Origin of the sequence: Limnohabitans sp., from assembly GCF_040401495.1 — a bacterium.
In the GTDB taxonomy this organism is placed as follows: domain Bacteria; phylum Pseudomonadota; class Gammaproteobacteria; order Burkholderiales; family Burkholderiaceae_C; genus Limnohabitans.
This window is the reverse complement of the sequence record NZ_JBBAOI010000022.1, coordinates 20,447-41,415: the sequence shown is the minus strand read 5'-3', so window position 1 is coordinate 41,415 and position 20,969 is coordinate 20,447. Positions and strand designations below refer to the sequence as shown.

The window sequence follows — 20,969 nt, the reverse complement described above, 5'->3', positions numbered from 1 at the left end:
CGCCACGTTTGAGGCCACGGGGCAAGACCATTTTGCCGTAGCGAATTCGAATCAAGCGACTGACAGCATGACCAACCGCCTCAAACATGCGACGCACCTCACGGTTGCGCCCTTCTTGGATGGTGACGCGGTACCAACAATTGGCACCTTCGCCGCCGCCATCCTCAAGGCTGCCAAACTGGGCCATGCCGTCTTCAAGGTTGACGCCCGAAAGCAATTTTTCTTTTTCGATATTGCTCAAAGCGCCCAAGACCCGCACAGCGTATTCTCGCTCGAGGCCAAAGCGCGGATGCATCAGCTTATTGGCAAGTTCACCCGAACTGGTGAACAACAACAAACCCTCGGTATTGAGGTCTAGGCGACCCACGGCTTGCCATTTGCCTTGGTAAAGACGGGGCAGTTTGCGAAACACCGTAGGACGGTTTTGCGGGTCATCACGGCTGACGATCTCGCCCACCGGCTTGTGGTAAGCCAAAACGCGTACCGGCATGGCTTGTATGCGCACGGGAATCGCTCTGCCATTAACCTTAATGCGATCGCCAAACTGTATGCGTTGGCCCACATGGGCAAGCTCATCATTGACAGTGATGCGACCTTCGCCGATCAGTCGTTCCATCTCTAAGCGAGAACCCAGCCCAGATTGGGCCAAGACTTTGTGCAACTTAGGGGTATCGTCGCTCACGCGGGGTTCTCGCCCGAAGCCGGTTCTTCCAAGGCCATGGGCATTTGGGCAGGGTCGACTTCTTCGATGGATGCAGAAGTGAAAAATTGACTCACAGCGCCTGGAGACTCTAAAGGCGGCAACTGGTCCAGTGAAGCCACGCCCAAATCGTCTAAAAATTGTTTTGTGGTGGCATAGAGCATGGGCCTGCCAACGGTTTCGCGGTGGCCAATGACCTCGACCCAGCCGCGGTCCTCCAGTTGTTTAAGCACCAAGGAATTGATGGTCACGCCACGAATGTCTTCCATGTCTCCGCGGGTCACCGGTTGGCGGTAGGCAATGATGGCCAAAGTTTCCATGGCGGCACGCGAATATTTGGGCGGCTTTTCAGGGTGCAAACGGTCAAGGAAGTCACGCATTTCAGGGCGACTTTGCATGCGCCAACCGCTGGCAACTTGCACCAATTCAATACCACGCTGCGTCCAGTCGTCTTGGACGTCGTGCAAAAGTGTTTTGAGCGTGTCGGCGCCCAGCTCATCGTTAAACAGCTGGCGCAGCTCTCGCACCGACAAAGGTTGTGCGGCGCATAGCAGAGCGGTTTCGAGGACACGCTTGGCATCCAAGGTGTTCATAGCAGGTATTCCGAGGGAAATTCAACCGATCATTCTAACTGAGCACCTCGGACAGACCCCAATCCGACAGGGCTTGCTGCATGTCAAGGGGTAAGGCCCTGTGAAATTGCAAGGACTCCCCCGTCATGGGGTGCAGGAAACCCAATTTGTAAGCATGCAAAGCTTGGCGCTGAAGATTGGCACCATGACTTCCACCGTACAAGGTATCAGCCAACAAGGGGTGTCCAATTGACGCCATGTGGACGCGGATTTGGTGGGTGCGACCGGTGTGCAAAGTGCAATGCACCAAACAGCCTAAATCTTGGCTTTCCAAGCAGCGCAAACTGGTGTGTGCGGTTTTGCCGGATTGTTTGGCCATGTCAACCACTGCCATACGCAAACGCTGACGTGAGTCACGCCCTATGGGTGCGTCCACCTCCCGCAACAAGGCCCCGCGCCAAGGGCGGTGAGCGATGGCGAGGTACTCACGGTGTACTTGCCTTGCGGCGATCATTTGCACCAAAGCGTCCATAGCGGGGCGTGTGCGGGCGGTGACCATCAAACCGCTGGTGTCCTTGTCCAGGCGGTGCACAATGCCAGCGCGGGGAATTAATTTGAGCCCTTCATCCAAATACAGCAAACCATTGAGCAAAGTGCCGCTCCAGTTGCCTGGGGCCGGATGCACAACCATTCCCACGGACTTATGAATGACGCGAAGGTGCTCGTCCTCAAAGACCACATCCAATGGCAAGTCTTGTGGCACAAAGGCCTGTGACATATCGGTTGGCTGCAACCGCACCTGACAGGCTTCAAATGCTTTGACCAAATGCGCTACTTTGGTGACCACTTGTTCGCCCAAGCTGACACATCCGTCTTCGATCATGTGCTTGAGATGGTTGCGTGAAAACTCGGGCAGCAAGCTCACCAAAGCGCGGTCCAAGCGCTGTCGATGTAAATCGGTGGGTATGGCAAGTTCGCGGACTTCTATCTCGGTGGCGAGGTCATCGCTTTCGAGCTCAGCCAATGTCGGTGGGGCTGTCGGTGCTTTGTGGTGGGAGATCATCGTTGATAATGCATGCCATTCAAAGCCTAAAGGTTGACTGTGTTGAGATTTCTTTCATTATCGGTGTTGTTGGCAATGCTTGCGCTCCTCGGTTGCGCGACCGAGGAAAAAGACAAAACCCTCAAGATGAAGCCCGAGGAGCTCTACGAGGAAGCCCGTGACAGCATGAATGGCGCTTTGTACGACAAGGCGATTGTCCTTTACGACAAACTCGAAGGAAGAGCCGCAGGTACCGTACTCGCCCAGCAAGCCCAACTTGACAAAGCCTACGCGCAGTTTAGAAACGGTGACCGCGCCACGGCCATCGTCACGCTTGACCGCTTTATCAAGCTCAACCCTGCCTCTCCTGCGCTGGACTATGCGCTCTACCTTAAAGGCACAGTCAATTTCAATGACGATTTGGGCTTGCTTTCCAAATGGTTTAAACAAGATTTGGCAGAACGAGACCAAATGGCGGCTCGGGAGTCTTTCGAAGCGTATAAAGAGTTGGTAACCCGCTTTCCAGAATCAAAATATACCCCTGACGCCACCTTGCGTATGCGTCATATCGTTAATTTACTGGCAAAATCTGAGATCAAAGTCGCTCGCCACTATTACAAAAAAGGCGCTTATGTGGCCGCCATCAACCGCGCACAAACCACACTCAATGACTACCAAAACATTGCGGCAGTGGAAGATGCTTTGATTATTTTGATCGATTCTTACGAAGCTTTGGGCTTGACCAAACTAAAGGAAGACGCGATTCGGGTGCTTGAGAGCTCTTATCCCCAAAGCCAGTATTTCACTGACAAAGCACCACCACCACCTCCTCCTAGCAAGCGTTGGTATCAGTTTTGGTAATGCAAGCCAAGGCTTGAAGAAGTTCTGGCAGGGTCTGTACCTTTTGCATGGCTGGCAAATTAGCTAGTAAACGCCTGCCATAACCGGTGCTGACCAAGCGGTTGTCACAAACCACCAAAGCGCCCCGATCGCTTTCACGCCGAATCAATCGCCCTGCCCCTTGTTTTAGCGATACGGCGGCCTCTGGCAAAAAATAGTCATTGAACGAGCTGCGCCCTTGGGCCTCTAGGCGTTGGCCGCGAGCTTCCACCACTGGGTCATTGGGTGGTGGAAAAGGCAGCTTGTCAATCACCACCGCTTGTAAAGCGTCTCCGGGCACGTCAAAGCCCTCCCAAAAGCTTGCCGTCGCTACCAGCACACAACCTTGTTTGCCGGGCTCAATGGCTTGGCGAAAACGTTGCATCAACTGCCGTTTAGGGCTTTCGCCTTGAACCAAAACGTCAATCTGTGCGGTTTCGCCCAATGCGGTCTGCAATTGCAAACCAATGGCTCGCAAAGCGCGTGAAGTGGTGGTCAGTACCAATGTTCGCCCACCTAACACACGTGCTACTTGCAAAGCCACGTCTCCTACCGCTGAGCTGTGCTGCGGGTCTTTGGGAGACACCATGTCACGCGGCACATAAAGCCAAGCTTGGGTGGCATAGTCGAACGGACTCTCAACACGCAACACCTTTGCTTGAGATAAACCACAGGGCTCGGTAAACCAAGTCAAACGATCGTCGTCGCCCAGCGTGGCTGAGGTAAAAATCCAACTGCGCGGTAAATTCACCGCATTGCCTTGCGCATCCGGCACTGTCACCACGGCTTGCAGCAAACGGCTTTGCATCACATCCGCAATGTCCAAGGGGGCTTGCATGCACCGCGCTTGCGACCCCACTTCCAACCAGCGGACAGATCCTGGCGGACACTCTTGGGAAAAGTGGGCAACCAAACCAATGACATCGCTTACCCGCTCATGCAAGCGAACAAACTCTGGCGCTGAATCTGCCACCACTTCCAAAGAAGCCAATAACGCTTGGGATCTTTGGGTCAGCAGCAACATGGCGTCGCCCCAGTCTTGGGGATTGATGCCCTGTGGGTAGCCTGCCAACCAACGTAAACGGGTGTTGGGTGGATGCTTGCCTATCAGCAAGCGAAGGTCGCGCAAAGACTTTTCAAACTCGCCGACCACGCCTTGCCAATCTGCCAAACCCTTGGCCAATTGCAAACCGCAAGCAAGAATGTCACGGGCCAAGTCGAGCAATTGCCCCAGGCCCAGTTGTTGACCTAAAAACTGTATGCCGGTTTCGTTGAGTTGATGGGCTTCATCGAAAACCACCACCCTCACACTGGGCAGCAACTCTGCCATACCGCCCTCACGCATAGCCAAATCGGCAAAAAACAAGTGATGGTTAATCACCACCACATCAGCCGCCATAGCCTCTTTGCGAGCGGCATTCACGTGGCACTCTTTCCAAAAACTGCAGGTCGAACCCAAACAGTTGTCGCGGTTGGAGGTGATCAAGGGAATCAGAGGTGAGCGCTCATCGAGCGTGGGCATTTCAGCCAAGTCGCCTGTGCGGGTAGTGTTGGCCCAGGTTTGTACTTGCGCCAAGGTTCTGACGCAAGTTCGGTCGGGCAAAGTAGCGGCTTGTTGCGCCATGGCCAAGCGTTGCTGGCACACATAACTGCCACGGCCTTTGAGCATGGCCAAGCGCAGAGGCAAACCTAAAGCGGCGAGCAAATCAGGGATGTCTCTGGCAAACAACTGGTCTTGCAAAGTTTTGGTGGCAGTCGACAGCAACACCCGCTCACCGCTTAGCAACGCGGGCACAAGGTAGGCAAAGGTCTTGCCAACACCAGTGCCTGCCTCCACCACCAAGGAGCCGCCCTCAGCCACAGCATCGGCCACAGCCATGGCCATTTCGGTTTGGCCGGCACGAGGTTTGAAATAAGGGCTTGATCTGGCCAGCGGTCCCAAGGAACCAAATACCTCCTTGACCGCATCAGACAAAGGGTTTGTCAAGGCTTGCCCATCATGGCTTTTCAAGAGGATGAGCAGGGAGCGGGTCAGCCCCTGGGGTGCCACGCTGCACGCGGTTACGTTCTACTTGCTCGCGATGTTCTTTGGCCGCTTGCATTTTTTGCAGATGTTTTTCACGCTCGGCGTTGGCGGCATCCACTTTGTCTTGGTGAGCACGTTGTCGCTCGCTCAACTCTTGTTGGCGCCGGGTGTTTTTCTCTAAATTTTCAGCTTCACGCGCTTCTTTTTCCAAACGGTCTTCATTTTTTTTAAGATTACTCTCAAGCTTGTCAAGGTGCTGCCTAGCGCTTCGGGCGCGACGCTCGGCATCCTCGGTTTGGGTCGCCAAACTGTTTTTTTCTTCTATGCTTTGCAAAGCTGCGGCACTGCGCTGCTTGCGCTCTTGGTCGTTCAGAACCCGCTCTTGCGAGCGCAGCAGATTACTTTTTTGCAAACGAATCTTCAAGGCATCGTCTTTACAGCTGTTGACATTGAGTTTTTGGTAACAAACCCGCAGGGATTGGCTGTACTCAGCCTCCATTTGGCTGCGCTCGAGCTTGATGCGGTCACGCTCAGCCGTGACGTCTAAGCCCTGAGCCAAGTTATCTTGCGCATGCGCACCCAAGGCGAAGCCGAGCAGCATCAGGACGAAAAAGTTTGATCTAAGGTGTTTCATGTCAACGAAGTATCCACCATGCGCCGCCCCAGCGCCAAAAAAGCCCCTGACTGCATTTCGCGCAACCGAGAAGCGGTGCGCGGAAACTCGTGCGACATCGGTCCCTGGGTGTACAAAGCCTCAGGCGCCACCTCGGCCATCACCACCAATTTGACGCGGCGGTCATAGAGAACATCGATCAACCAAGTAAAGCGTCTGGCCTCAGAGGACATGCGTACCTCCATGTGTGGAACGCCACTTAAAAATACCGTGTGAAACTGACTTGCAATTTCCAAAAAATCGTTTTGTGAGCGTGGACCACCGCACAAGACCTTGAAATCGAACCAGACCACGCCACCCGCGCGGCGTTTCGCCCAAATTTTGCGTGACTCAATCAGCAACAAACCATCTTGGTCCGGGGCTTCTGCCAAGCGGTCAAATGTTTGGTGCATCAGTGCTTCGTTGGCGTCATTGCACGGGCTCAAATACAGTTGAGCTTGTTCCAACATGCGGCCACGGTAGTCGGTACCGTTGTCCACATTTACCACCTGCATGCTGGCGTTGAGCAGATCAATGGCGGGCAGCATACGGTCGCGGTGCAAACCATCGGGGTAGAGTTCGTCAGGCTTGAAATTGGAGGTGGTGACAAAGCCAATCCCGTTGACTTGCATCGCCACCAGCAAACGGTGCAAGATCATGGCGTCGGTAATGTCAGCAATATGAAATTCATCAAAACAAATCAGCTTGAAACGCTTGGCCATGCGACGACCCAACTCATCCAAAGGATTGACCGTGCCTTGCAGTTCATGCAGTTCGCGGTGCACCTCTCGCATGAACTCATGAAAATGCAAGCGGGTTTTGCGCTCAATGGGAACGGCTTGGTAAAAGCAATCCATTAAAAAACTTTTTCCCCTGCCAACACCGCCATACAAGTAAACGCCTTGTGGAATATCGGGGTGGTTAATGAGCTTTTTGATGGCGTTGGCCCGTTTGAGCTTGTAGCCAGACCAAGCCTTGGCGCAGTCGTCTAAGGCCTCAACGGCAAGCAATTGCGCTGGGTCACTGTAAAAACCACGCGCTTTGAGCTCCTGTTGGTAAATCGCTGAAACCGACATGCAGCGCAGGCGTTATTTCGCAAACAGGCTGGAGGGATTGGCAAATGCCTTGAACTCTAATGCGTTGCCACAAGGATCATGCAAAAACATGGTGGCCTGCTCACCCACTTCGCCTTTGAAGCGTATGTAGGGTTCAATGACAAAGCGCACCCCCGCTGTTTTGAGTCGTTCGGCCAAGGCGTCCCACTGAACCATGGTCAGTACCATGCCAAAGTGGCGCACCGGCACATTGTGTCCGTCCACCGCGCTGGTGTGGTTCAGGCGAGCTTCCTTGGGGCTGAGATGAGCCACGATTTGATGGCCATAAAAGTCAAAATCCACCCAGTCAGATGAGGAACGTCCTTCGGGACAGCCTAAGAGCTCGCCATAAAAGGAGCGCGCTTTTTCAAGCGACGTCACGGGAAAAGCCAAATGAAAAGGTTGCATGGATTCAGTATACAAAGTCTGCTAAAACCACCTCACTCAGCCAATAAGAGGCAAATTTATGCCAGAGACCATTCTTAGCGCATCCGAAATAACGCAATACCATGCGAACGGATTTGTGATTCCCCGCTTTAGCCTGCCCACAAAAATGGTGAAGGACCTGCAAAACACCTTAGATGAACTTATTCTTGCTAACCCCGATGTCAGGCCAGAAAAACTGGTCAGTGCGCATATCGAAGGTCAGCAGAATGGCAAAAATGACGATGGGGTTGCAGGCAGCAGAAAATTTTTAGAACTGGCGATGTACCCGCCTTTGGTAGAGATGGTGTCGCAGATCATTGGCCCCAATGTGGCGCTGTGGGGATGTCAAGTGTTTTGCAAACCCGCAGAGCACGGGTTTGAAACTCCTTGGCACCAAGACGGTCAATACTGGCCAATGCGACCGCTGGCAACTTGTACTGTGTGGGTTGCGATTGAACCCAGCTTAAAGAGCAATGGCTGCTTGCGGGTCATACCAGGCTCGCATAAAAACCAAGTGCTTCACCCTCATTTGCATGAAGACAGGACCGACTTGGTGTTGAACCAGCGCATGGTTGACGATACCTTTAACGAAAATGAAGCTGTCGACCTAGAACTGCGGCCTGGTCAGATGTCATTGCACGATGTCTATATGATCCACGGCGCCAAAGCCAACACTTCAGGCTTGCGCCGAACAGGCGTGGCAATCCGCTATATGCCAACCACTTCCCACTTTGACCGCCGCTTACACCCCGCAGCAGGCAAAACCGGCCTGGCACTGAATTTTGAAACAAGACCCCTGTGGCTTCTAAAAGGCAAAGACGCTTGCGGTTTGAATGATTTTTCCATTGGACATGAATGAATAAAGAATTGCACAAAATTGTCATCGTTGGTGGTGGCGCGGGAGGCTTGGAGTTGGCCACCAAATTAGGCAAAACCTTAGGGCGAAAAAACAAAGCGCTGGTCACACTGGTTGACAAAAACCGCACACATATTTGGAAACCCAAGCTGCACGAAATAGCCTCCGGCAGCATGGACTTTGGCGATCATGAGGTGGATTACATGGCCCATGCCCATTGGAACCAATTCACTTTTCGCATCGGTGAACTCAATGGTTTGAACCGCGTAACCAAAACCATAGACTTGGCGCCCTATGTGGACAGCGATGGGACGCCTGTAACCCCCGTTCAACAAATTTCCTATGACACGCTGGTCATTTGCATTGGCAGTTTAAGCAACGACTTTGGCACCCAAGGCGTAAAGGAATATGCGCTGCGTTTAGAGAACCAGCATGATGCGAAACAGTTTCATTCCAAGATGGTCAATGCGTGTATCCGAGCGCACAACCAGTTAGAGGCCATCAACAAACGACAGTTGCATGTAGCCATCATTGGGGCGGGGGCTACTGGGGTTGAGCTTGCAGCTGAGCTGCACCGAACCACCCGTGAAGTCGTGGCTTTTGGTCTTAACCGAATTGACGCAGACAAGGACATCAAAGTCAGCTTGATTGAAGCTGCGCAACGCATACTGCCCGCGCTGCCGCCAAGGTTGTCCAAGGCCACAGAGCAACTGATTCAATCCTTGGGTGTGCAAGTTTTGACCAATGCCAAAGTGACCGAGGTATTGTCCACTGGGCTACGGCTTGCTGATGGCCGAATACTGGAGTCAGAACTGGTGGTATGGGCGGCTGGGGTCAAGGCCCCTGATTTGTTAAAAGATATTGGGGGGCTGGAAACCAACCGGATCAACCAAATCGTGGTGAACGACACGCTGCAAACCACGCGTGACAAAGATATTTTTGCTCTGGGTGATTGTGCAGCTTGCCCTTACCCTGATGGGCATACAGGCCAATCCGGACTGGTTCCACCGCGTGCCCAAGCGGCGCACCAACAAGCTTCGCATGTGTACCAACAAATCATGAGAAGGTTTGCCAACAAACCCCTCAAACCCTACCACTACAAAGATTTTGGCTCATTGGTATCTTTAGGAAAATTCAGCACAGTGGGCAATATGATGGGTGGCCTCATTGGTAAAAATTTGATGATTGAGGGCTACTTTGCAAAAATCATGTACCTGTCTTTGTACAAATTGCATGAGTTGGCCATTCATGGTTTTTTGAAGACATCGCTCTACACCTTGGCAAGAATGATCACCAAGCAAACCAACCCAACTGTGAAGCTTCACTAGCATGGTTTTGGAAAACTCTTCCCCATGCGGCCTGTTGACTGGAAGTCAGGTGCAGTTTTACTTTCTCATGTGTTGCGCCCCTACTGGTGCGGCAACAAACAAAAGCGCGCTGGCCAAGCATAGAAAAACCAGTCCATCGAGCAGATAAATAACGTTTCATTTGAATTCCCTTTGGGTCAAAGGCGAAATACCTTTATTACCAATCAAAGTATGGGCGATCAGGGAAGTAAATAAGGGCTACATCACGGGCAAAGCTCTCAATCACAAGAAGAATTGATCTTCATCATCAAATCATTTAATAAATAAAACCTAAAATTTTGTAGAATTTACCAAATACACAAAAGTATTTGGCATGACAAAATTATTATTAATATTTGTATTATTTTTATCGAATATCGTCAACGCGAAAACCATTGAAGGTTTGGTGGTTGGGGTTGCAGATGGTGACACCATCACAGTGCTAGATCAACATATGAATACTTACAAAATCAGGCTGCAAGGCATTGATGCCCCCGAAAAAAAGCAAGCTTTTGGCGAAAAATCCAAGCAAAGCCTGAATGACCTTGTTAATGGCAAGCAGGTACATATCGAATATGACAAAGAAGACAAATACGGCCGAATGGTGGGCAAAGTCACCTTGGGTGATTTAGATGTTTGTCTGCAGCAGTTGGTACTGGGCATGGCGTGGCACTATAAGAAATACCAAAACGAACAGCCAGCAACAGACCGCGCGGTCTACAGTGATACAGAGATGAAATCAAAGTCTCTCAGACTTGGGCTGTGGGCTGACGAAACACCCATGCCGCCTTGGGCGTTTCGCAAGAAATAAGCGTGATCGGTTAACCTCAGCCATTTAGGAGCTTGTCTTGGAAATGCCGACGGGCCGCCCGGCCACCCTCAGCCCACGCGGCATGGTTACCTCCCCCCACAGCTTGGCCTCCGCCGCCGGTGCAGACGTACTTCGCGCAGGTGGCTCTGCCGTTGACGCAGCCATTGCCACAGCCGCCGTGCTGGGCGTGATCTACCCCCACATGACTGGCATAGGCGGCGACGCTTTTTGGCTCATCCATGATGCCAGTACTGGCAAAGTCCGCTACTTGAACGGCGGCGGGCGGGCGGCGGCCAATGCCGATCCTCGCTTTTTCACAGACAAGGGATTAACTGAGGTGCCGTTTCGCGGCATTTGGCCTGCCACTTTGACCACGCCCGGTGCGGTGTCGAGTTGGTGCGCGGCACACAACGCCTATGGCAAGTTAGGCTTGCCTCGCATCTTGGCTTGTGCCATCGACTATGCCCACAACGGCTACCCCGTCAGCCAGCGACTCGCAGGCTGGATGCAGCGCAGCCAAGCCGATTGCAGCGCCCAGACAGGCTGGTCTGCGCTTTTCACACCCGATGGCCAATTGCCTAGCACTGGCGACACAAGACGAAATCCCGCCTTGGCCCGAACCCTGCAAGCTGTGGCAGAACAAGGCCAAGCTGGTTTTTACCAAGGCGAAACAGGCAAGGCCTTGGCTGCGCTGGCCAAGGAACACGGTGGTTTTTTCAATGCGCAAGATCTTGAGCGTCAACAAGCTCAATGGGGTGAGCCGCTGGTGGGCAGTTACCGTGACCTGACGCTTTACCAAACCCCCGCACCCACCCAAGGCTTTACTGTCTTGCAAATGCTGAAACTGGTCGAGCCATTTGAGTTGCACAAAAAAGATTTTTTTGACCCAGAACGCATTCATTTGATGGTGCAAGCCAAGCAAATCAGCTACCACGACCGTGACCGCTGGCTGGGCGACCCCGCGTTCACCGATATGCCCATGCAGCAGTTGCTGAGTGACGCCTACCTTGATGAACGGCGCAACTTGATCAACCCCCAACATGCCTTGGCTTGGGACCAAGTGCCCTCCTACGGTAGCCTGCGAGGTGACACGGTGTACATCGCAGTAGTGGACGAACAAGGCCAAGCGGTGTCGCTGATTCACAGCCTGTACGGCGCATTTGGCTCTGGCGTGGTCAGCCTTGATACAGGCGTTTTGTTGCAAAACCGCAGCGCCTATTTTTCTTTGCAAGACGGCCACCCCAATGTCCTGGCACCAGGCAAAATTCCCCTGCACACCTTGATTGCGTCCATCGGTTTTCGCCACAACAAGCTGTGGAGCGTCATGGGCTGTATGGGCGCAGATGGGCAACCGCAAATCCAATTTCAGACCTACAGCGCGATGATGGACCATGGCTTGGACATACAGCAGGCGGTGGAAGCGCCGCGCTGGCTATCAGGGCGCTTTGGTTTAGGCGAGGCCCGCGACACCTTGCATGTGGAGAGCCGCTTGGGCAGTGCAAACCTTGACGCCTTGGCCGCCAAGGGCCATGTGCTCAACCGTTGGGGTGCTTGGAACGAACTGGCCGGTCATGCCCACGGAATTACCTTGGAAGGTTCGCAGCAAACCCGCTTTGGCGGCAGCGACCCGCGCAGCGACGGCGCTGCCATCGGTTACTGAGCGGGCGACTCGCTCAAGGGCAAGCTGCAAACGCTTTCCATCAGGTGTTTGTCAATCGAATCCATCTCGGGCTTGGTCCACTGACCGTTGCCGCTGCGCCTGGCCACCAAGTTGCCTGTGGCCATGGGCCCCGACATGGCGTGGATTTGCATAACCCGCGCCTGTTTCTCCTCGCAGTCGTATTCTTCTACCGATCGAAAAGAGGCTGTCCCTTGGCCATTGGGTTTACCCAGATCGTTCAAGATCCAAGCGCGGCGATAGCCATTGATGATGCGCAAATTGTCTTTATCGACAAAAAAACGGGCTGAGCCTTTATCGGTGTGTACCAAATGCCAATCGGCATGGGCAGCAAAAGCCATAAAAGTCAACAATATCGGTAATTTTTTCATATCTAAGGCTCTCAGATCTTCATTTTCCAGCGGGAGTGCCGAAACAAAGACTAACTGATTTTATTTTCAGCGCTGTTGCTCCATGCCCGAGAGGTCTTTTTGCTGCGTTTTAACCCGTCCCGTTTGAAAGCCTTGCGCTCGCCCCCCTTCAAGTCATGCCTGATGGCCTCACTTGTAACCGCTGCGTGCCCAGTGCAGGCGCAAGCCGTCAGCAGTGGCGCTGGGACGACTGAACTTCATGCCATGGCAAACAGCAATGATGAATGGGTGAAGTTCCCACCGAGACCAGGTCCTGCAGCACCCAAGGCTCAAAACGACAAGCCTAAGGCCGCTAGCAGCCCTCCCCCAGCCACACCATCAACCGATGACGGATGGATCAAGTTCCCAGCATTGCCGCCACCTAAGCCAGCCAGTGCGGCTAAAACCGAAGCGCTTGCCCCTGTCCAATCGAAAAATGAACCCAGCCAAGAGGCGGCGCCTGCCAGCACCGAATTTGTATTCAAAGGCTTCAAATTTGAAGGCAACAAGGTCTACTCCTCCAAGCGTTTAGAACAGTTGCTGAAAAAAACCATTCCAAACGTTCAGGACTTGGCAGATTTACAAAAAGCCGCTGACACGGTGGCGCAGCTCTACCAAAACGAAGGCGTTTTAGCCCGTGTGGATTTGTTGCCCCAAGACCTGACCGAAGGTGAAGTTCTCATCACCATCACCGAGGGCAAGTTTGCCGGCGCCAAGCTGGAAACCCCCAACAGCGCCAAACTACCCCCTGACTATTTGGTCAAACTGGTGGAAACTGCCCAACCCAAAGGCGAAGCGGTACGCATGAGCCAGCTAGACCGCGCCACCTTGCTGTTGGGTGAGGTGCCAGGTGTGCAAGCCAATATGCGCTTGCGCTCAGGCGACAAAGAGGGTGAAACCGAGGCTATGTTGCAAGTTGCCGAAGGCAAGCCATGGGACGGTCAAGTCAGTTGGGACAATGCGGGCCCAGTTTCCACAGGCTTTAACCGCATGAGCACCCAGCTCAACCGCTATGGCGCACTAGGTCGCGCAGACATCAGCAGTATGCAGTTCATGCACAGCGATGGCACAGATTATTTGCGACTGTCCTACAGCGAACCGCTTGGCTATTGGGGCAGCCGCTGGGGCGCGAATGCTTCAGTGAGCCGCTATAAAGTGGTGACAAACGACTATCTGACGCTTAACCCGCAAGGACCTGCCAACAGCGTGGGCTTTGACATGACGCTGCCTTTGCTGCGCAGCAGAACGACCAGTGCCAGTATGCAAGTGGCTTTGGATCGTAAGTTTTACCGCAACAACACCAATGCGGGCGTGGTTTCAGACTACTTCATGGACACCGTGACCACCAGCTTGCAAGGCAACCGAAACGACGAGTGGATGGGCGGGGGCGAGACCAGCGTGGGGGCACAAGTGACCCGCGGCTTGGTCAATTTATCAGGCTCCCCCAATGAAGTGTCGGATGCCAGCACCTACATGACCGCGGGACGCTTCACCAAGTTGCGCTTGAACCTGAACCGTCAGCAGACTTTGAGCCCCACCACGCAGCTGGTTGGCTCTTACCAACTACAAATAGCCAGCAAAAACTTAGACGGCAGCGAGAAATTTTCGCTGGGTGGCTCGCAGGCGGTTCGCGCCTACCCCTCCTCTGAGGCCAATGGCAACGCTGCACAATTGATGACGGTGGAATACCAAAAAACACTGCAACTTCAACAATACCCATTCAAACTCAGCGCATTTCTTGATTCTGGGCGGGTCACCAAGCTGAAATTCAATACCGGTTCGGGCATTAATACCTACAACTTGCAAGGCGCGGGTCTGTGGGTAGGCTCTTCTGTACCCAACCGCTGGGGTCAAGCACAATGGCGCGTAACTTGGGCGCATCGCATAGGCACCAACCCCGCAGCCCAAGCCAACGGACGGGACCTTGATGGAACATTGCACAATGACCGCTTTTGGTTGTCGGTGATACAGCAGTTTTGACAATGAAAAAGCTCTGCCCCTGCCCCTTGCACATTTTGGCCTTGGCCACGGCTTTGCTGTCTTTGGGCGTGGCACATGCACAAACAGCACCTGCCGCCTCGCAGTTACCGCAAGGCGGTAAGGTGGTGGGCGGGGGTGCGGCCATCAGCAGTTCGGGCAACACCATGACGGTGCAGCAAAACAGTCAACGCGCGGTCATCGACTGGAACACCTTCAACGTCGGCTCTGGGGCGCAGGTCAATTTCAATCAACCCAACGCCGCCTCCGTCACGCTTAACCGAGTCCTTGACAACAACCCCAGCCAAATCATGGGGCGCATCAATGCGCCTGGTCAGGTCTTCATTGTCAACCCCAACGGCGTGCTGTTTGGTGCCACCTCGCAGGTCGATGTGGGAGGCCTCTTGGTCACTACCCACGGCATCAGCAACGCTGACTTCATGGCAGGTAAAAGCACTTTTGAAGGCAATGGCAAGTCTGGCAGTGTGACCAATCTTGGCTCACTGAAAGCTTCACTGGGCGGCTATATCGCCCTGCTCGCTCCTCAGGTGCGCAACGAGGGCGTCATCATTGCCCACGAAGGCACTGTCGCCATGGCAGCAGGCAACAAAACCACCTTGGTCTTCAGCGGGCAAAGCCTGACCGCGGTACAAATCGACCAAGGCGTGATGGACGCCTTGGTAGAGAACAAACACGTGGTGAGGGCCGATGGCGGCTTGGTGGTGATGACCGCTCGAAGTGCCAGCGTGTTGATGGGCAGCGTGGTACGCAACAGCGGCACGGTGCAAGCACAAACCATCGCCAATAAGGGTGGGCGCATTCTGCTGTTGGGCGACATGACCTCAGGTGTCACCGAAGTCGGTGGCAGCTTGGACGCCAGCGCTCCCAATGGCGGCGATGCTGGCTTCATCGAAACCTCGGCTGGCAGAGTGAAAATTGCTAACGAGGTGCGCATCACCACTTTGGCAGACAAAGGCAAAACAGGTAATTGGTTGCTGGACCCTGTGGACTTTACTGTCGCCAGTTCGGGTGGCGACATGCTCAATACAGACCTTCAAAACAGCTTGGCAACAACCAATGTTGAGTTGCAAAGTACCTCAGGTGCGAGCGCTGGTTTGGGCGACATCAATATCAATGCAGATATCAGTTGGACTTCTAACCGAAGATTGACATTGACGGCCTCTAACAATGTGAATATCAATGCCAATATCAGCGCAACAGGAACTTCAGCGGGTTTGGTTATTCAACCCGCCAGCGGTAGCGGTAAATTCAACCTTTTATTGGGTAAATCCATCACCTTGTCGGGCAGCAGCCCCAATCTGTCGATCGCAGGCAACAGTTACACGGTGATCAACAGCTTGGGCACATCCACCAGCAGCAGCGACGGTAGCTTGCAAGGTATGCGGGGTAACTTGGGTGGTTTTTATGCGCTTGGCAGTGACATCATTGCCACTGCCACTGCCACTGCCGATCCCCTTACCTCTTGGGGCAGTGCCGGTTTCATACCTATTGGCAATGATTCCACTGGGTTCAGCGGTACCTTCCAAGGCTTAGGCCACAGCATCACTGGACTGAAGGTGAATCCTTCAGACCTGACCTCGGTGGGTATGTTTGGCTCTACCACATCCACGGCAAGTATTTCCAATGTGGCGCTGCTGGGAGGCAGCACCTCGTCTACCAACGTCACCAACATAGGCGGATTGGTAGGCTTGAACCAAGGCTTCATCAACAAAAGCTACAACACGGGAAGCGTCGGCACCTCAAGCCCCGCCAAAGGTATAGGCGGCTTGGTGGGGGGGAACGCCAGCCTGGGCAGCATCAACAACTCCTATGCCACTGGCGCTGTTTCCAACGCGGAAGGCTCGGGGGCCATTGGCGGTTTGGTCGGTTATTCCACTGGCACCATTTCCAACACTTATGCCGAAGGTGCTGTCACCGCTGGGGCCGGCACAGGCCAAAACTTGGATACTGCATTTAATGGCGTAGGTGGCTTGGTGGGTTATGCCTCAGGTACGGTTTCCAACTCGTATGCCACTGGCGCGGTACTGGTCAATGGCGTGACCAGCCAAGTTGGTGGCTTCATGGGTTTAGGTAAAGACCTCGTGCTCACCAACAGCTATGCCACTGGCAGCGTGACGGTCACAGGCTCAAACAGCAGCCATATTGGAGGCTTTGTAGGCAACAACAACAATCTCAGTCTCACCAACGCATTCTCCACGGGCGCAGTCAGTGCTGGGAACGGCTCCACCTATGTAGGCGGGTTTGTAGGAAACGCCAATTCATTAGGAACCACCGTCAGGAATGCCTATTCCACAGGGCGCATTACCATTGGCGGCGTCACAGGCGGCGGCGGCTTTGCGGGTGGCGTGACCAATGCCACGGTCACCAACAGTTTTTGGAACACCAATACCTCAGGGGCAGCAACCAGCGCTGCTGGATCAGGCAAAACCACGATACAACTGAGCGACAAAGATATGTTGACTACCGTCGGCTGGCACACAGAAACAGTGTCTGCGGGCTCCCCGCAACTTGTGTGGAGCATGATCCCTGGCCAAAACAGCAGTTTCCCCGTTTTGGCCGTGGGTGCCAGTGTGTTGTATGTACGCGCAACCGACGGCAGCAGCATTTACGGCAGTGAAGGAACTTTGACCTACAAGGCCTACAAAAGCCCAAGCGGTGTCACAGAGGCCATGGGTTACTCATTGACAGGTACTTCACCGCAGTGGAGTTTTGCTTCGAGCACATTAAACGGTGTGACGATCGATGCGGCAACCGCTGCACGAACCTACAGCGTTGGCTATATAAGCGGCTTGCGTTCCAACAACAATAGCGCTGTGCCAATTGCTGGCAGTTTATCCACATGGGCCATCAACCCAAAGCCCTTGATTATCTCTGTCACCAAGGCCTATGACGGCAACACCACCTTCAGCACCGGCTTTGTTCTCACGGGCATGGTGCTGGGTGAATCGGCACCCAGCGTGACTGGAAGCGCCACAGTTGCCAGTAAAAACGTCGGGACCAGCACTACGTTTTCAACCAACAGTTTGGTGTCTGGAAACACCAACTATGTGTTGACAGGTGGTTTGAGCGCTGCAATCACCAAGAAACTATTGACAGCTAGCATGTCGATCAATAGCAAGACCTATGACGGCACCACAGCTGCCACCCCCACCATCACAATCACAGGCGGTTTGGTCGGCAGCGAAACCATTAACGCCTCGGGTACCGCCACCTTTAACTTAAAAGATGCAGGAAGCCGTACCGCCACATTGAACTCGGTTGTATTGGCCGACGGCACGGGCACCAATGCTGGACTGGCTGGCAATTACAACTTGGTCGCAAACAATTACAGTTTTCTCTCTTTAACGACCACTGCCACTATCTCCCCCAAAACCTTGACTGCCAGCATCAAGGTAGCTGACAAAAGCTATGACGGCACCACCGTAGCAGATGCACCCACCATTGTTTTGAGCGGCTTAATTGGTAGCGAAACATTGACGCCCTCAGGCTCTGCACAATTTCAAACGGCTTCGATCGAAAAAAATAAAACCGTTGCTGTCACAGCAGTTAGCTTGGCCAATGGCAACAATGGCGGACTGGCCGCCAACTACACCATGGGCACCACATTCAGCACCACGGCGTCCATCAACTTCCCCGACCTCAGCAAAACGCCTTTGAACCTTAGTAACGCGCAAGTTGCAGTGCTAACACCTGACCTGATGGCCACCCTCACTCCAGCTCAATTGGCCTCACTGAGCAAAACGCAAATCCGTGCTTTGACTCTGAATCAATTGGGAGGGTTGAGCAGTCGGCAGTTGGCGATGTTGAGCTTAGACCAATATGACGCCATGAATGACGATCAAATTATTTTCCTGACCACCGATGCCAAGGACAAAGCCACCAATAACAGTGCAGTGACGTCTACAAGCACAGCCCTAACACCAACCTCGCCCGCCAACCCTGCGAACACGGCGCGAACTACTGCCTTGGGTAACGCCGGATTAACCGTCATCAGCAGCAAGCAAATGACGCAACTCACCCCCGCTCAGTTGCAAGCCATCTCGCCTGCTACCTTCGCTGCCTTGAACCCCACACAAGTTTCCAGTCTGTCGGTCGAACAGTTCCAGTTGCTCAGCCCCAGCCAACTGCGCTCGCTGAGCACCAGCCACATCACCGTCCTAACCAACGAGCAACTCCAAGCGCTCTCCACTACCCAGCTGAACTCGCTAACCCCCACACAAGTGTCTGCTTTGAAGCTGAGTCAAGTCGAGACCTTGAGCAACGAGCAGGTGACCTCCCTGAATGAGGCACAAATCGCCGCCCTTACCACCTTGCAACTCACCGCCTTTAACGCCAGTACCCTCAGCAAACTGCGCGAGAGCCAATTGCAGGCCTTGACCGCTAGCCAAATAGCCACGCTCAGCAATACGCAACTGACTTCGCTGGACAAGAGCCAGTTGCAGTGCCTGAGTTGCAACCAGTTCAAGGCATTGACCCCGCAACAAATCGCCGACCTCCCGCCTGAGGTCTTCAAAACCTTGGTTAGCAGCAAGGTGCCTTGCATCAAGCCTCAACAACTTGCTGCCATCAATGAGCGTCAACTGAAAATGCTCACGACCAGTCAGATCACTGAGCTGAATTCAGAGCAGCTTCAAGCGCTCAATCCCAGCCAGCTGAGTGTGCTGACCTCGGTGCAAATACAGCGCTTGAAGTCCGAGCAAGTACAGACCTTGTTACCTACCCAAGTCGCGGCTTTAAGCAATGACAAATTGCGTGTGACCCTTAAGTCACTCACCACAGAGCAAGTACAGGCACTGACCACCCAACAAATCGCCAAGCTGTCTGTGGGCGATGTGGCTTTGCTTAACCCCTTGCAACTGCAGTCGCTCTCAACCGTTCAAATCGCAGCACTTTCACCCGAGTTTGTGGCGCAACTGAGCCGCTCTCAGCTGCGAGGTTTGCTGCCCAGTCAAGTAGCTGCTTTGCAGCGCGATCAGCTCCAAGCCTTGACCGCAACCCAAATCGTCGAACTGCAAAATCTGCAACTCGCCGCTCTGAGCGACAAGCAACTTTCCACTTTGCGCCCAGACCAAATTGCCTTGCTCAGCCCCAAACAGCAACGGGCCTTGTTGGTTGACCAACTGGCTTTGCTCACCCCTGAGCAGCGCCAAGCTTTCAGCAACCCCTTGCTGGTGCCTCAGCCCATCACTGCGGCAGACCTCGCCATCGCCAAGACCATGAACGAACTCAGCCCCAGCGAGATCACTCCTGACAAGCTCACCGTGCTCACACCTCAGCAAATGCGCTTGGTGAGTGATGAGCAAATAAAGTCTTGGAACAATGCGCAAATGGGCGCCCTGAGTTTGGTGCAACTGCAAAGCTTGACACCCGAGCAAATCGCTGCCATCTCGCCTGCTGTGTTGACAAACATGGACGTCAAATTTGTTCAAAACTTGCAGCCCAGCCAAGTCGCAGTCTTTACACCAGCGCAATTGCAAGCCTTCTCGCCAGCACAAGTGCAGTCGCTCAGCCCCTCGGTGGTGGCGTCTCTCACCCCAGAACAAATCAAGACGCTGTCGGTGCAGCAAACCAGTTTGCTGCTGAGCGCCCAAGTGCAGGCTCTCTCTAAGGCGCAACTCCAAGCCATGACCCAAGAGCAGGTGGTCAACCTCAACCCACTGCAGCTGGCCACACTAAGCCCTGCACAACTCTCGGTGCTCACCCCCGATCAAATCAGCTTGCTCAAAGCCCCCCAACTCCAAGGTCTGAACCAAGCCCAAATGAATGGGCTAACTTCTAACCAAATAGCAGCCTTAACCAAGGCCCAAATCAGCGCCTTGCGCCCCGAGCAAGTCCTGGCGCTGAACCAAGCACAGGTGGGGGCTTTGAGTCCTGTCCAAGTCGCAGCCCTGCAAGTCAAGCAGATTCAAGCCTTGCAAGAAAACCAAATTGCGGTGTTGAACTTTGCCCAACTCAATGCGCTCTCGCCTGCGCAGTTACAAGCTCTGACGCCCAACCAAATCACCGCCTTGACGCCCAGCTTGTTTGGCCAACTCAGCACACCGCAAGTGCAATCGCTTACCCGTACACAGATGAGTGTGCTCACACCACAATCCATTGCCGCCATGGGCGAGACCCAACTCAATGCCTTGACCAGCGCACAAATGTCCGTCATCAACGCACAACAACTCGCGGCACTTTCACCTAATCAGCTGCAAACCTTCTCGGCCGTGCAACTTGCAGCCATCAACCCTTCGCAACTCGTGGCCCTGAGCAACGTTCAGTTGCAGTCCATCAGTCCTGAACAAATTGGTCAACTCAACCAGCAGCAACTCAATACCGTCTTACGCTTACTCAACCCCAGTCAACTCACTGGTCTTACACAAACACAAGTCTCGGCCATGGACATAAACCAACTTCGTTCGCTCTCACCGCAGCAACTCCAAACCCTTGCCGACAGAAAAATGATCACACTGGTCACTGCTCGTTAGGGCTTCTTACAGTTTTTATGAATGAGCTGA

General features: G+C 53.7%; 14 protein-coding genes and 1 pseudogene. 7 read left to right on the top strand and 8 right to left on the bottom strand.

Annotated elements, in window-relative coordinates; translation table 11 throughout:
• From AC9UEO_RS11575 to AC9UEO_RS11565, 3 genes and pseudogenes are all read right to left on the bottom strand, one after another.
• A partial coding sequence (locus AC9UEO_RS11575) for a pseudouridine synthase (protein ID WP_509533519.1) occupies positions 1–682 on the bottom strand: 682 nt, incomplete at its 3' end.
• A 106-nt stretch (positions 683–788) separates the two neighbouring features.
• A pseudogene (gene scpB / locus AC9UEO_RS11570) lies at positions 789–1,293 on the bottom strand (SMC-Scp complex subunit ScpB); the annotation flags it as partial.
• Between the two features lie 34 nt (positions 1,294–1,327).
• Complete coding sequence (locus AC9UEO_RS11565; protein ID WP_509533517.1) at positions 1,328–2,335, bottom strand: RluA family pseudouridine synthase; 1,008 nt, start codon at positions 2,333–2,335, stop codon at positions 1,328–1,330.
• Between the two features lie 42 nt (positions 2,336–2,377).
• Here AC9UEO_RS11565 and AC9UEO_RS11560 point away from each other — a divergent pair, with 42 nt between their 5' ends.
• Positions 2,378–3,175, top strand: coding sequence for an outer membrane protein assembly factor BamD (locus AC9UEO_RS11560; protein WP_509533514.1), 798 nt, complete (start codon positions 2,378–2,380; stop codon positions 3,173–3,175).
• On the opposite strand, the gene yoaA is transcribed toward AC9UEO_RS11560, so the two are convergent.
• The 4 genes from yoaA to AC9UEO_RS11540 are packed head-to-tail and all read right to left on the bottom strand — an operon-like array spanning position 3,147 to position 7,373.
• Positions 3,147–5,180 carry a DNA repair helicase YoaA gene (gene yoaA / locus AC9UEO_RS11555; protein WP_509533512.1) on the bottom strand — a complete coding sequence of 678 codons (2,034 nt, stop codon included), beginning with the start codon at positions 5,178–5,180 and terminating at the stop codon, positions 3,147–3,149. The genes AC9UEO_RS11560 and yoaA overlap by 29 nt on opposite strands.
• Positions 5,181–5,190: 10 nt before the next feature.
• A complete protein-coding gene (locus AC9UEO_RS11550; RefSeq protein WP_509533509.1) occupies positions 5,191–5,853 on the bottom strand; it encodes a hypothetical protein in 663 nt (220 codons plus the stop codon).
• On the bottom strand, positions 5,850–6,947 hold the full coding sequence (zapE, locus tag AC9UEO_RS11545; RefSeq protein WP_509533506.1) for a cell division protein ZapE: 1,098 nt from the start codon (positions 6,945–6,947) through the stop codon (positions 5,850–5,852). Before zapE ends, AC9UEO_RS11550 begins: the two co-directional genes overlap by 4 nt.
• A gap of 12 nt (positions 6,948–6,959) precedes the next feature.
• Positions 6,960–7,373 (bottom strand): VOC family protein, encoded by a 414-nt coding sequence (locus AC9UEO_RS11540; RefSeq protein ID WP_509533503.1) that lies wholly within the window; start codon positions 7,371–7,373, stop codon positions 6,960–6,962.
• Between the two features lie 58 nt (positions 7,374–7,431).
• Between AC9UEO_RS11540 and AC9UEO_RS11535 the strand changes: the two genes are divergently transcribed.
• The 4 genes from AC9UEO_RS11535 (at position 7,432) to ggt (ending at position 12,064) form a co-directional block, all read left to right on the top strand.
• Positions 7,432–8,250 carry a phytanoyl-CoA dioxygenase family protein gene (locus tag AC9UEO_RS11535; protein WP_509533500.1) on the top strand — a complete coding sequence of 273 codons (819 nt, stop codon included), beginning with the start codon at positions 7,432–7,434 and terminating at the stop codon, positions 8,248–8,250.
• A complete protein-coding gene (locus tag AC9UEO_RS11530) occupies positions 8,247–9,575 on the top strand; it encodes an NAD(P)/FAD-dependent oxidoreductase (protein ID WP_509533497.1) in 1,329 nt (442 codons plus the stop codon). The genes AC9UEO_RS11535 and AC9UEO_RS11530 overlap by 4 nt, the downstream gene beginning before the upstream one ends.
• A 352-nt stretch (positions 9,576–9,927) precedes the next feature.
• Positions 9,928–10,404 carry a thermonuclease family protein gene (locus AC9UEO_RS11525; protein ID WP_509533494.1) on the top strand — a complete coding sequence of 159 codons (477 nt, stop codon included), beginning with the start codon at positions 9,928–9,930 and terminating at the stop codon, positions 10,402–10,404.
• A 43-nt stretch (positions 10,405–10,447) separates the two neighbouring features.
• On the top strand, positions 10,448–12,064 hold the full coding sequence (gene ggt, locus AC9UEO_RS11520; RefSeq protein ID WP_509533524.1) for a gamma-glutamyltransferase: 1,617 nt from the start codon (positions 10,448–10,450) through the stop codon (positions 12,062–12,064).
• Here ggt and AC9UEO_RS11515 read toward each other — a convergent pair.
• Entirely contained in the window at positions 12,058–12,423 is a 366-nt protein-coding gene (locus AC9UEO_RS11515; protein WP_509533491.1) for a surface-adhesin E family protein, read from the bottom strand. The genes ggt and AC9UEO_RS11515 overlap by 7 nt on opposite strands.
• Before the next feature lie 192 nt (positions 12,424–12,615).
• Here AC9UEO_RS11515 and AC9UEO_RS11510 point away from each other — a divergent pair, with 192 nt between their 5' ends.
• Both AC9UEO_RS11510 and AC9UEO_RS11505 read left to right on the top strand, forming a co-directional pair.
• The gene (locus tag AC9UEO_RS11510; RefSeq protein WP_509533488.1) at positions 12,616–14,451 is read left to right on the top strand and encodes a ShlB/FhaC/HecB family hemolysin secretion/activation protein; all 1,836 of its coding nucleotides are present in this window, start codon (positions 12,616–12,618) and stop codon (positions 14,449–14,451) included.
• Positions 14,452–14,453: 2 nt separating this feature from the next.
• Positions 14,454–20,939, top strand: a complete 6,486-nt coding sequence (locus AC9UEO_RS11505) for a two-partner secretion domain-containing protein (protein ID WP_509533486.1) — start codon at positions 14,454–14,456, stop codon at positions 20,937–20,939.
• Positions 20,940–20,969: the final 30 nt, after the last annotated feature.